General features: G+C 66.5%; 10 protein-coding genes. 8 read left to right on the forward strand and 2 right to left on the reverse strand.

The genetic code is table 11. The features are described 5' to 3' along the window. Window positions 1-415 precede the first annotated feature (415 nt). A complete protein-coding gene (locus C454_RS12330; protein ID WP_239639940.1) occupies window positions 416-4,936 on the forward strand; it encodes a dockerin type I domain-containing protein in 4,521 nt (1,506 codons plus the stop codon). Between the two features lie 72 nt (window positions 4,937-5,008). Here C454_RS12330 and C454_RS12335 read toward each other — a convergent pair whose 3' ends face one another. Further along, a complete protein-coding gene (locus tag C454_RS12335; RefSeq protein WP_004976153.1) occupies window positions 5,009-5,239 on the reverse strand; it encodes a hypothetical protein in 231 nt (76 codons plus the stop codon). Between the two features lie 404 nt (window positions 5,240-5,643). Between C454_RS12335 and C454_RS12340 the strand changes: the two genes are divergently transcribed. The 5 genes from C454_RS12340 (at window position 5,644) to C454_RS12360 (ending at window position 10,212) form a co-directional block, all read left to right on the forward strand. Then, window positions 5,644-5,916 (forward strand): PRC-barrel domain-containing protein, encoded by a 273-nt coding sequence (locus tag C454_RS12340; protein ID WP_004976157.1) that lies wholly within the window; start codon window positions 5,644-5,646, stop codon window positions 5,914-5,916. Between the two features lie 276 nt (window positions 5,917-6,192). After that, on the forward strand, window positions 6,193-6,552 hold the full coding sequence (locus tag C454_RS12345; protein WP_004976160.1) for a hypothetical protein: 360 nt from the start codon (window positions 6,193-6,195) through the stop codon (window positions 6,550-6,552). Between the two features lie 96 nt (window positions 6,553-6,648). Further along, the gene (locus C454_RS12350) at window positions 6,649-8,031 is read left to right on the forward strand and encodes a pentapeptide repeat-containing protein (RefSeq protein ID WP_049905161.1); all 1,383 of its coding nucleotides are present in this window, start codon (window positions 6,649-6,651) and stop codon (window positions 8,029-8,031) included. 123 nt (window positions 8,032-8,154) lie between these two features. Continuing rightward, the gene (locus C454_RS12355) at window positions 8,155-9,057 is read left to right on the forward strand and encodes a DUF7139 domain-containing protein (RefSeq protein WP_004976165.1); all 903 of its coding nucleotides are present in this window, start codon (window positions 8,155-8,157) and stop codon (window positions 9,055-9,057) included. A gap of 105 nt (window positions 9,058-9,162) precedes the next feature. Then, window positions 9,163-10,212, forward strand: a complete 1,050-nt coding sequence (locus tag C454_RS12360) for a disk-shape morphogenesis protein volactin (RefSeq protein WP_455428727.1) — start codon at window positions 9,163-9,165, stop codon at window positions 10,210-10,212. Between the two features lie 84 nt (window positions 10,213-10,296). On the opposite strand, the gene C454_RS12365 is transcribed toward C454_RS12360, so the two are convergent. Then, complete coding sequence (locus tag C454_RS12365) at window positions 10,297-10,779, reverse strand: zinc finger domain-containing protein (protein ID WP_004976168.1); 483 nt, start codon at window positions 10,777-10,779, stop codon at window positions 10,297-10,299. A 121-nt stretch (window positions 10,780-10,900) separates the two neighbouring features. Between C454_RS12365 and C454_RS12370 the strand changes: the two genes are divergently transcribed. Both C454_RS12370 and C454_RS12375 read left to right on the forward strand, forming a co-directional pair. After that, window positions 10,901-12,088, forward strand: a complete 1,188-nt coding sequence (locus C454_RS12370) for a tubulin/FtsZ family protein (RefSeq protein WP_004976170.1) — start codon at window positions 10,901-10,903, stop codon at window positions 12,086-12,088. Window positions 12,089-12,187: 99 nt separating this feature from the next. Beyond that, on the forward strand, window positions 12,188-12,583 hold the full coding sequence (locus C454_RS12375; protein ID WP_004976171.1) for a response regulator: 396 nt from the start codon (window positions 12,188-12,190) through the stop codon (window positions 12,581-12,583). Window positions 12,584-12,592: the final 9 nt, after the last annotated feature.

The following is a 12,592-nucleotide window of genomic DNA, read 5'->3' on the forward strand; positions in this document are numbered from 1 at the left end:
GTCCATGTGACAGCCAATAATTGTTTCTCCGAGTGACAGTCGATGTGTTCATCAGCGTCGACGAGTCGGAGAGGGAGAGTATCGTTACCAAGACGCACAGTAGTGTGACAATGTTAAGGTCATTATACCTATCGACTCCGCTCTGAGAGACCTCGAGAACGGTTCTCGAAAGGGGTCAGTAGAAAGCCGCGGAGTCCGTCGAAAACGCGGGACAGTCAATTGTTTCCAACGAACCATACAATTATACTATTTCGATAAACACTTGCGAGCGATGCGAGCACGGATAGCAGTTACACTAGGGGCAGTGCTGTTCGTCTGCTCGGTCGCATTGGTTGGGGTTAGTGCGGCAGAGGAGATACAGCAGCAACCGGATACAGAGGTACAACCGATAAACGAAAGCGGGGTCCTCGAGGTGGTGTTCATCGACACGGGCTCGGGGGCAGACTACCACTTCGAAGGGGGTGACGTGGACACGTCGTCGCTCCCGCGCGGGGAGTATCTCGTCGTCACCTACACGCGGACCGACGACGGCATCCAGAAGCAGACCGAACGCGTCGAGCTCTCGGACGATTCGACGGTCACGGCGACCGACGCCGAGTCGTCCGACGAACTCCTCAGTTCGTTCAGTCACGACTCGGAACCGGAGATCGACGTAGGGGCAAGTGTCGCCTACGAGTACGGCGAACCGTCGTACGACAGCGACGGGACTGTCGACATCCGCGTGAGCGCGGTGAACGTGACGACCGAGGAGTACGTGCCGGCGAACACGTCGCTCACGGTCGAAGTCGAGACGCCGAACGGCACGGACACGTTCAACGCGACGACCGGTGAGGACGGGACGGCGGTGGTCAGCTACGACCTCGCCGGACGCGACGACGGCGAGTACCGAGTGTTAGTCACGTCGGACACGAGCGGGTACTCCGGCTACGCGAGCTTTACCGCGGGCGCGCGAGCCCAGCTCGTTCCGCAGTACTACCGCCAGACGACGCCGCAGAACAGCACCGTGGGCGTCGCCGTCCACACGAGCGTCGACGGGGAACCCACCACCGGTGACCCGGTTCACGTCGAGATTCGGTCACCCGACGGGAGCGTCACTGAACAGAACGTGACGACGGGGACCGACAGTTTCGCTCGGCTCAATCTCACGACGACACAGACGGGGTCGTACGTCGTTCGTGCGACCGGACCGAACGGCGAAACCGAGCGCGCAACCATCGATTCGGCGGAGTATATCAGTAGCGTCAACATCCCGAACTGGTGGGAGCTTCGCCCGGGCGAGCGCGCGTCGATTTCCGGGACGGTTCTCACCGAGACGGGCGAGCCGCTGGCGAACGAGGAGCTAACGCTGCGCGTCGAAAACGAGAGCGACGTGGTCCTCGATACTCAGACGCTCACGACGACCGCCGCCGGCCAGTTCGTGACGTCGTGGGACGTGCCGGCGAACCAGACGGAGTACCGCGTCCACTACGACGTCACCCTCGAGACGAACGGCGTCCGAATCGCCGAGGACGCCGAGCTCGAAGTCGAGAACCGAACGAGCGGAGACGACGAACCGGTGCCAGACGAACCGGCGGCCGAGGTTGCGGTCGAGCCGGACGTCCGCGAGGTCAGTCCGAGCGGGACCGTGACGGCGACCGTCTCCGTCGAGCGAAACGACACGCTGGTGAGCGGTCAGAACGTCAGTGTGCTCTCGGGAGTCGACGCGACGGTTCTCGATTACCGGACCGTAACGACGAACAGCACCGGCGCGGCAACGGTCTCGTTCGACCTGCCGCAGTCGCTCGCAGACTACCACAACAGAAACATCCAGATTCGCGCGGTGACGACCGTCGACGACAGCACAGTCGTTGGCTACGGCTCCACCGACATCTCGCAGGGCGAAACCGAACTTGACGGGGAGTTCGGAACCGAAGCCGGCCAGTCGGCGAACGGTTCGATAGCGTTCATCGACGCGGATGGCTCGCCCGTCTCGAACGCGCCCGTCGCGTACGTCGGTGCACGCAACGGCCTGCGAGCCGGCGTGTTCGCGACCGGGTTGGTGACGACGAACGCGAGCGGGCAGGCGTCGTTCACCTACGACGTGCCCGCGGACGCGCAGCTCTCGGTCGCCCTCGCGGCCGACAGCCGAACGCGGGACTTCAACTACTGGACGTCGCCGTCGCTGAGCCAGTACGTCGTGGACGTCAACGTCACTGACAGCGGGAACGGCTACACCGAAGTCGCGCCCGGCGAGACGGTGACAATTAACTACGACGTCCCCGACGAGACCGTCGAGGGCGGCGTGCTCACCGTCTATTCGTGGGATGAAGAGGCCGAAGAACGCGTGCTCACGACCCGGACGTTCGCGCCGGGCGAGAACGCGTCGGTCAGGATTCCGGCGACGACCGAAGCCGGTAGCTACTCGGCGATGGTCCAGACCGTCACCGCAGACGGTCGGCTCTCGTCGGCAGAGGGCTACATCAGCATCGACCAGGACGCAGAGCCGATCCGCGAGACCACGTCCGTCTCCGGTCACGTAACCACGGCCAACGGGACGCCGCTGGTCAACGACACGGTCGCGTTCTTCGACGAGTCGTTCGATAGCCCGTCAGCCGCCGCAACGACGAACGGTTCCGGGTTCTACAACACGACGCAGGACATCGCCGAATTCGACCAGTCGGTGCTCCAAGACACCGAGTACCAGGTCGGGTTCTACCAGTTCAACGCGAGCGAGTCGGCCTCCAGAGCCGACGCGTGGCCCCGCGATGGCGTCGCGGACATCTACGCGGTCGACCGAATCAACACGTCACAGACGACGACCGTCGATGCCGAGATTCCCGAGGGCCACGTCCTCAACGTCTCCGTGACGGCCGAAAACGAAAGTGCGGTCGAAGACGCACGGCTGCGAATCACGCACGCGAACGGCTCCGCGAGAGTGGTGTTCGGAGGCCGGACGAATGCGAACGGACGGCTCATCATCAACGACGCGCCTCGGCCCGGCGTGGAAGTCACCGGCAACGTGACCGTGGAGGTCGCACCGCCGGTTGAGTCCGACGCGTACGAGGACACGATTCAACGGCAGCGCGTCACCGTGACGAACGACACGGACCTCTCGTTCACGCTCGCCACGAACGAGACGGACGGGTCGCCGGCGAATCTGACCGGCTTCGTTGAAGCCGCCGACGGGACCGTCCCGCCCGGTGAGGTCGTCCTCGACACTCGTCTCGGCGCACCCGACGGCGACGTGTCGTCGCTCGGGCCGAACGGCGAATACGACCTGACGGCCGCCCGCGGAACGTATCAGGTTTCGTTCGTCCAGCCGAGTAGCCAAGTCGACGGGGTGCCGGACCTCTACCCGCTCCACCGCGTCTACGCCGACGACTCGACGCACCTCGGAAGCGATGAACTACCGAATGCCAACCGCCTCAACGTGACCGTACTCGACCGGCAGGGCGACCCGGCCGACGACGCGACGGTCGTCGTCGCGTACGGCGGGAACCGCGTGTTCGATTCCGTCAGCGGGCAGACCGCTAGTGACGGCCAGTTCATCTTCGGCCAGACCCAGGGTGTCGAAGTCGCCGGCCCGGAGGCGGTCCCCAACGATTACGGCGGCAACGTGCAGGTCCAAGTCTACGGCCCGAACGAGACCTTCGTCGGGACGCGGCTGAACGTCACGTCGGACACGAACCTCACGGTTCAGTTGACCGACCGAGTGAACGTCACCGGTCGGTTCGTCCGGCCGGACGGCGAACCGGCGGTCAACCGGACCGCGGTCGTCCTCGGCGATACGAACGGCACGTCCGGCGGCGGCTTCGCCCGCACGGCCGACGACGGGGCGTTCGGCGTGTCCGTCGCGGAAAACGGGACCTACAACGTGAAGTTCCGACAGGAACGGTACGCCGAGGAGGGAACGAGCTTCCCGCGCGACGGCGTCCCGGACGTCTACGCGGCGACGTCGATTGACGTGGGGGCCGCCCCGCACGACGTCGGAACAGTCGCGCTCCCCGAGGCCCACCAGCTCAACGTCTCCGTCGTCGACGCCGGCGGCGACGCGGTCGAGAACGCGCGCGTCACCGTCGACCACCGCAACAACGGTTCGGTCGGCTTCGTCTCCGGAAGCACGCTTCCGAACGGCACGATGGTGCTGGACGCGACCGGTCGCCCCGGCGTCGAACTCGTCGGCGACCTTCGGCTGACCGTCGAAGCGCCGCCGAACGCGACCGACCTCGAAGGTATCGAGACCACCGAGACGCTCTCGCTCGACGACGACCGAACCGTGACGGTCCAGTTGGACGGTGACGAGGACGACGAGAGCAACACGACGCCGGATGCGGTCGACGTTCGCGCGCTCGCGACGCCGACGACCGCGAGCGTGAACGAGACGGTGACCGTCGACCTCGTCGCGACGAACGTCACCGACGGCGTCGGCGCGTTCGAAACGACGCTCAACCTGACGAACGGCACGGCGGGAACGATTACCGACGTGACCGTTCTCGGGTCGCCGAACGGGACAGACGTCGAGTACGGCCCGGAGAACGACTCGGTCGCAATCGACGCGTTCGGCATGGACACGGCGCAGAACGGGACCGTCACCTTCGCCCGCGTGAACGTCACACTCACGTCGGCGGGAACGTCCGAACTGGCGGTCTCGGAGACGGTACTGGGAAGCGAGCCGGGTACCGAATACGACGTCGGCTCCGAGAGCGGCGCGACCCTCACCGCGGTCGCGCTCGAGCCGGTCGGTGCATCGGACGCCGTGCCGACTGACCCGGACGGCGACGGAACGTTCGAAGACATCAACGGCGACGGAAACGTGACCGTCTCCGACGTGCAGGCCATGTTCGCGAACCGGAACAGTCCGGGCATCACCGACAACGCCGACGCGTTCGACTTCTCCGGAAACGGCGAGGTCAACATCGTCGACGTGCAGCGGCTGTTCGTCGAGATTCGGGACTAACACCCCCGTCAGGGGAACGTCCCGACAGGGGTTCTTTTTCGAACGCGCGGTAGTGGCAGCCTCAGCGTCGTCTCACCGTCCGCCGCTTCCGAACTCGCTCGACAGGATTCCGGGGAGGTCGGTCAGCCAACTGACCGCCGCACAGACGACCATCACGCCGACCGCAGCCATGTATCCCCAGACCGTGACCGTGTCGAGTACGAAGTCGATAGCGACGAATCCCGAGAGGATGATAGCACCGCTGACCGCCGCCGCGACGACGACGAACAGCGCACCATACGCCCGGACCGGACTGTCTACCATACGGAGAAAATGTGTATTCAAAAACATAAATGTGAAGATTACTTTGCATCATGGCAACGGGACTGTACGCAGCGCAGGCGGCGACGGCGCTCGGCGGGAGAGACGACAGCGGGATAAACACGACCAACCGCCTGCCCGTGAGAAAATGGTCAGTCGGCCTCGGCAGTGGTGGTGGGTCTGTGGAAGGAACACCGAGGCTCAGTTTTCCTGACCAGATTCATATCCATTAGGCGTGCCTAAATACATATCGACGCGGGAGAATATCCAGCGCTCGCGTCGTCTCTCGGCGACTATCGCGCGGTACGCGTCTGGACCGGAACGTCTCGTACCCCTCGATGCCCCTCGGGACCGAACCGCCCGCATCGACCGAGGTATTTTTTATTGACACGTTCGATGGCGTAGGTATGGTCCCCCAGTCACCGACGGGCATCGAACCGATTCCGAGCATCGAAGGCCGCCCCGTGTACACCGCCTCGGGGAACCGGTTGGGCGAGGCAGTCGACCTCTGTGTCGACCTCGACGACGACCGCGTGACCGCGCTTCTCGTCTCGGTCGAAGACCCTCCCGAGGGAATGGAAGTCGGTCCGCGGGGGATTCGGGTCCCGTTCAGGTCCGTGCGGGGGATGGCCGACATCATCGTCCTGACGGGCGACCCCGGTATCGAGGCCGCCGACTGAGCTCGAACATCGGTTTTCGACTGTCCACGCAGCCGACGGGCACATACGTTGATATACTCCCGACGACGACCGTATAGCGGGCAGTCGTGTTGGTCAGGATGTGGACAGCGCGATTGCCCAGTCACGGCGGCCCGTCCCGCCTGCACGCCTCTGACAGACGGTCGGGCCCCGACCGTTCAGGCCGCGAGTCGCGAGGTTCGCGACCCGCGCTGACGGTCGAGAGACGCCGAAAACTGTTGTAGATACGTTGATAGGAGTAGGTCGAGTAGGCGACGTATGAGCCTCTACGAGTCGATTCACCAGTTCGTCGGTGAACACGAGACGCTCCGGTCGGTCAGCCACTACGAGGAGATGACGGTGCTTCTGACCGAGACGCGACTCGTGCAGATTCGACACGACGGCGAGCAGGCGACCCCCGAGGAAGTCCGAGAGGTGCGGACGATACAGCTCAACCGCCCCGTCTTCGCCGGCTGTTCGGTCGAACTCGAATCGGACCGGACCGTCGTCGGCTTCCACGACAGCGCCGGCGAGACGGTTCGGCTGGTCACGCTCCCCGTCCGTGACTTCGAGTTCGCGGCGACGTTCTCGGCCGTCGTCGGCGACGCGGAGGCCGGCGCGCCCTTCATCGAGCGGTAATCAGAGCAGCCGACTGAGGTGGCGACGAAGGTGAAATCGGACGTTCGCGACATCGTGACAACCTATTTACGTGATAACGACGAACGGTCGAGCGACGTGGAACGCCCCGCTCGCTGTGCTTACAAGCACGTCTTCGACGCCGACGACGAGACGGGTGCCGACGAATCGCCATCCGTGTGGCGGTGTCCGCACCCCGCGAGCGGTGCGGCCGACCGCTGTCTCTTTCACCGCCCCGTCGGCGAAACGCGACCCGCGGCCGTCACCGAGGCGCTCCGCGAGACGATTGCCGACCCCGAACGGCCGTCGGCGTTCGTCGGCGGGTCGTTCGAACGCATCGACCTCGCAGGGCTGACGCTCGCCGACGACGCGCCGCTCGACTTCCGCGGCGCGATGGTGAAAGGAGATATCGACCTGCGCGACGCGGCGCTCGAGGGCCCGCTGCGGCTCGACCGCGTCTCGGTGGGCGGCGCGGTGTGCATGCAGCGGCTCGACGCGCTCGCGACAGTCACCTGTCGCAGTCTCCAGGTCGGGGACCGCTGGGTGCTCTGCGAGTCGCGCTTCGGCGAGCGCTTCGACGCGACCGGCTTCAGCGCAGGGGCGGTCGTCGCGACCGAGGCGCGCTTCGAGGGCGGGGCGACGTTCCGGAAGGGCGTCGTCGACGACGACGTGTCCGTCGCGGAGGCGCAGTTCGGCGGGCCGGCGTGGTTCTCCCACACCCGACTGGGCGGTCGCCTCGACCTCGGGAACGTCGCGTGCGACCGTCGGCTCTCCCTCGCGCACTGCCGCGTCCGTGAGAACATCGTCGCCGCGTCGGCGACCGTCGACGACGGCCTCTCGCTCGAACACCTGACGGTCGACGGCGAACTCGACGCGACGCGGCTCACGGTGGACGGCGGCATCGACGCGACGAGCGCCGGCTTCGGCGGCCGGGTCGACTGCACGGGGCTCACCGCCCGCGACGGGACCGTCGACTTCACGCACAGCGCGTTCGACGGCCCGGTCTCCTTCGACAACGCGACCGTCGAGGGGCGGGCGCTCCGCTTCCGGAGCGCGCGATTCGAGTCGGGGGCGGCGTCGTTCGTCCGCGCGACCGTGACCGGCGGCCTCGACCTCTCCGACGCGGTCTGTTCCGCCGACTCGCCGGTTCGAGTGGTCGAAACCACGGTCGGCGGGAGCGTCGTCTGCGACCACGCGCGCTTCGGCGACGAGGTGTTCTGTTCGGGCGTCCGCGTCGCGCGCGACGTGGACTTCTCCGACTGCACCGTGGGTTCGCTCGTTTTCGGGGTGGAAATCGAGGGCCGACTGGACTTCGCGTACACGCACGTGACGGACGCCGCGGCCTTCGGCGACACCGTCGTCCGCGGGCCCGCTCGGTTCACCAGCGCGCGGTTCGACGCGGACCCCACGCTCACCGAGGCGACCCTCGGCGACACGGTCGCGGCCTACGACATGTCCGTCGAGCACGCCGGTGGACAGTAGCGACTCGGCGGACAGTAGCGGTGCGCCGGCGGGTCGTGACGGGGCGTCGGTTCGGACGCCGGCGGCGGTACGAACCCCGAACCCAGCGAACATTATATGTCGCACCGGAGAGTGGTCTGAGGCATGTCGAGTGACGGGCAGAACACCCTCATCGCCCTCTACCGGCGGTACGTCGACGCCGACCCCGACGAGACGACCGTCTACGCGGGCTTCGCGCTGTTCTTTACGGCTATCGGACTGCTCGCCGTCGCGCTCGCGGCGGTGGTGTGGAGCGGCGGCATCCCGCCCGAGAACATCTTCAAGTACGAACTCCGCGAGGTCGCGGGCGTCACCGGCGCGCTCGGGATTCCCCTCCTCTTGGTCTCCGTCGTGGTCCTGCTTCCCTCCCAGTACCGGTTCCCGACGGTCCTCGCGGGCGCGGGCCTCCTCGTCTGCGCGGTCGCCGTCGTCCAGTTCGTCGGCGCGTACCCCCACAACTGGAACGTCTCCGCGAGCGCCGACCAGAGCGGCCGCATCGTCGGCATCTACTCGCTCGGCGCGGTGGCGGTCGTCGCCGCGAGCGGCACGTCGCTCGTCGGCTTCCAACTCGCCCGCGCGAGGACGAGCGGCCCCGCCGCGGGCGGGGGCGATGCGGAGACCGACGCGACCGACGACGGCGAGGACGAGGAAGCCGTCTCCGCGCAGGTCCGCCGCGACATGGACGAGGCGATGTCGAACACCGAACTGTCGTGGGGCGGCGTCCGCAAGACCGAGACCACCCGCCTGAAGCTCGATACCTCCGCCGTCGACGACGTGGACCGGGCGAGCTTCGAGAACGCCAAGGTGACCGAGACGCGCGGCGGCGGGGTCGACGACGCGGTCGCCGGGCTACAGGGGCTCCGCGGCGGGAAGAAGGACACGGCGGTCGGCGACAGCACGGACGACCAGGCCGCCGCGCTGGCCGAACTCCGGAAGCAACAGCAGGCCGACGCCGAACGCGAGGACTCGGACGGCGTGGTCGACCGGATTCGCGGACTGTTCTCCTGAGTCGTCGCGGGACGCCGGGCTATCGGTTCGGCGTTGGATTCATCGGCAGAAGTGAATGTCAAAAGCGCATACAGATTTATGCGACAGCCCTACGACGCGTGAGGTATGGCGAAAGGCCTTGACGTAGGTACCATGAACATCCTGTCCGCGAGCCAGGATGGAAGTGAGACCGTATTTGTCCAGCAGCGAAACTCGTTCGTCGAAATCGACTACAGCGACATGGCGGAGCAGATGCTCTCGCGGAGCGACGTGCTCCACATCCGCAAGGACGACAAGGTGTACGTCGTCGGCGACGACGCGCTCAACTTCGCGAACATCTTCGGCAAGGAGACGCGCCGGCCGATGCAACACGGCATCCTCTCCAGCGAGGAGTCCTCCGCGATTCCGATGATCAAGCTCATCATCGAGCAGGTCGTCGGCTCGCCCTCCCGGCCGAACGAGCGCCTCTTCTATTCGAGTCCGGCGGACCCCATCGACTCGGACCTCTCGACGCTGTATCACGACAAGACGCTCGAATCGATGCTCGGCGACATGGGCTACGACCCCGAACCTATCAACGAGGGGATGGCGGTCATCTACAGCGAACTCGCCGACAACAACTTCACCGGTCTCGGCGTCTCCTTCGGCGCGGGCATGACGAACATCTGTCTGGCGTACTACGCGGTGCCGGTCATGCAGTTCTCCATCGCCCGCGGCGGCGACTGGATCGACCAGCAGACCGCACAGGCCACCGGCACGGCCGTCGACAAGGTCACGTCCATCAAGGAAGACGACTTCCAGCTCGACTTCCGGACGGACGTCGGCGGCGTCGAGGGCGCGCTGTCGATTTACTACGAGAACCTCCTCGACTACGTCATCGAGAACATCGAGCGCGAGGTCGACGAGGAAGACATCGAAGAAGGCCTCGACGTGCCCGTCGTCGTCACCGGCGGCACCTCCAGCCCGAAAGGCTTCGAAGAGCTGTTCGAACACCACCTCGAAGACTCGACGATTCCGTTCTCGGTCAACGAGGTTCGGAGCATCGACCGCCCGCTGTACAGCGTCGCCCGCGGGTCGCTCGTCGCCGCCCGCTCCGAAGAGGAGTCCGACGGGAGCGCCTCGGAACCAGAGCCCGAACCGGAACCCGAAGCAGAAGCCGCACCGGAATCGAACTGAGCGCCGACCCGAACTGACGCACCCGACCGGACAGTACGTCACGACCGAGGTCGACGCGCCGCCGGGAGCGCGCGAGCGAGCGCGTTACTCGTCTCCCGTGCGGTCCCCGCGGTCGCCGTCCTCCCCGTTTTTGCGCTGGTAGTCGCTGGACTCGCGGTCAGCGGTGTCGCTGTCACCCGTCTCGTCGGCCTCGACGGCTCCGGACTCGGCGACGCCTTCAGTCGCGTCGCTCTCGTCGGTGACGGCGTCGCTCTCGCTGTTGTCGGCGTCAGCTTCGTCGCCCTCGGCTCCGGACTCGTCGTCGCCGTCAGCAGACTCGCTGTCGCCGCCAGCGGACTCGTCGTCGCCGCCTTCGTCTTCAGCCGCCACGCCCTCGTCGCGCTCGCGCGCCCCGCGGACCGCCCGGGCGTGAAAGCGGGCTATCGCGTCGTCCCACGACTCTCGGTTCGGCGCGTCGCGCTCGTGGACCGTCTCGACGCCGACGAAGCCGCACCGCTCGCAGTAGCGCGCCGCGCGGCCGTCGAGCGAGAGCGTCGAGAGGGGCTGTGAACACCGCGGACAGGTCATGCAGTTTGCCGGTGGTTCTCGCCCGGGTCGTATAGAACTACCCCGTTGGCGGGGCCGAGGACCCACGTGTGACAGTCCGCTAACAGAAGATTCACCATTAATGGCGTGCCACAGAGAGACGATGAAGGTCCTTTGCTTCGGAGTTGGACAAGCGGGTGGGAACGTCCTCGACGCCCTCCTTCGGTACGAACAGCGCACGAACGCCGACTACGTCGTCGACGCGGTGGCGTACAACACCGCGTCGGCGGACCTCCGCGGCCTCGACCTCGTCCCCGAGGAGAACCGCATCCTCTTCGGCGCGGACGAGGTGAGCGGTCACGGCGTCGGCGCGGACAACGAACTCGCCGCCGAACTCGCCGAGCGCGACAGCCGACAGCTCCTTCGCGGCACCGACGACTCCCCGACCTCCACGGCCGACGCGTTTCTCATCTTCGCCGGACTCGGCGGTGGCACGGGCAGCGGCGCGGCCCCCGTGCTCGCAAAGCACCTCCAGCGCATCTACGAACAGCCCATCTACGGCGTCGGCATCCTCCCCGCCGCAGACGAGGGCGCGCTCTACTCGCGCAACGCCGCGCGGTCGCTCAAGACGTTTGTGGACGTGACCGACCACGTGTTCGCGTTCGACAACGGGGCGTGGGCGAAAAGCGGCGAGGACGTCGCGCAGGCCCACGACTCGATGAACGAAGAGCTGGTGCGACGCCTCGGCATCCTCTTCGCCTCGGGCGAGGTGAGCGAGTCAGGGACGGTCGGCGAGAGCGTCGTCGACTCCTCGGAGGTCATCAACACCCTCCGCGGCGGCGGTATCTCGACTATCGGCTACGCGGCGAGCGAACTCCCCGAGAGCGACGACGGCGGCGGGTTCAGCATCAAGGGACTGCTGGGCGGGGGGTCGTCGTCGGTGGACGAACTCGACTCCATCAACCGCATCACGACCCAGACGCGGAAGGCGGTGCTCGGTCGGCTCACCCTCCCGTGTGACGTGGACTCCGCGTCCCGCGGGTTGGTCGTCGTCAGCGGCCCGCCCGAGTGGCTCAACCGGAAGGCCATCGAGCGGAGTCGGACGTGGGTCGAAGAGCAGACCGGGAGCATGGAGGTCCGCGGCGGCGACTACCCGCTCCCCGAGTCGAACCACGTCGGCGTGCTCGTCCTCCTCGGCGACGTGTCGCGGAGCGACCGCGTGGCCGAGGTCCGGTCGACCGCCGTCGAGGCCGAGCGGGACCGCCGCGACCGCGAGGCCGACGACACGAGCGCCGACGCCGACGACGATGCGGAGGGCGTCGTCGACGAGCGCCTCGATACGTTGTTTTAATCCGGTCGCGTCGCAGACCGCCGCCGAAGCGGGGGTGCGGCCGGCGGCGGTTCGTTCCGGAGAAACTGTCAAATACTCTCTCGGCGAACAGCTAGGTGCGTGTCTGAGACCAGCATAGCGGCGACGCCGCGCATCCTCGCGTACGGCCCGCAACCCGCGGGTTCGGCGATAGCACAGTCCGACGTGGACGTGGAGTTCGTGGAGTCGAGCAGAGAGTTGTTCGAACGGTTGACCGAGGCACCGGCCCATCTCATCATCTGCCTCCACGCCCCGCCGGTGTTCGACGGCGTCGAGGCGGTCAAGGGTATCCGGCGGTTCGACGCGACGGTCCCGGTGGTGCTGGCGTCGCGAATCCAGAACACGATGCTCAACCTCCAAGCGGTACAGTCGCAGGTCACCTGGAGCGTGAACCTCGCGGGCGAGGGCCCCATCGAGGAGGCGCTGTTAGACCTCGTCACCGACGCGAGAGAGTGGTTAGAACGGCAGGCGGAGTAGTCACCGAAC

The sequence above is a fragment of the Haloferax gibbonsii ATCC 33959 genome (assembly GCF_000336775.1).
In the GTDB taxonomy this organism is placed as follows: domain Archaea; phylum Halobacteriota; class Halobacteria; order Halobacteriales; family Haloferacaceae; genus Haloferax; species Haloferax gibbonsii.

What these genes read in the sequence shown, in the direction of transcription:
- C454_RS12335 (WP_004976153.1), bottom strand. Translation starts at nt 5,239, where the DNA reads ATGGTAGACAGTCCGGTCCGGGCGTATGGTGCGCTGTTCGTCGTCGTC.
- C454_RS12340 (WP_004976157.1), top strand. Translation starts at nt 5,644, where the DNA reads ATGGTCCCCCAGTCACCGACGGGCATCGAACCGATTCCGAGCATCGAA.
- C454_RS12345 (WP_004976160.1), top strand. Translation starts at nt 6,193, where the DNA reads ATGAGCCTCTACGAGTCGATTCACCAGTTCGTCGGTGAACACGAGACG.
- C454_RS12355 (WP_004976165.1), top strand. Translation starts at nt 8,155, where the DNA reads ATGTCGAGTGACGGGCAGAACACCCTCATCGCCCTCTACCGGCGGTAC.
- C454_RS12360 (WP_455428727.1), top strand. Translation starts at nt 9,163, where the DNA reads ATGGCGAAAGGCCTTGACGTAGGTACCATGAACATCCTGTCCGCGAGC.
- C454_RS12365 (WP_004976168.1), bottom strand. Translation starts at nt 10,779, where the DNA reads ATGACCTGTCCGCGGTGTTCACAGCCCCTCTCGACGCTCTCGCTCGAC.
- C454_RS12370 (WP_004976170.1), top strand. Translation starts at nt 10,901, where the DNA reads ATGAAGGTCCTTTGCTTCGGAGTTGGACAAGCGGGTGGGAACGTCCTC.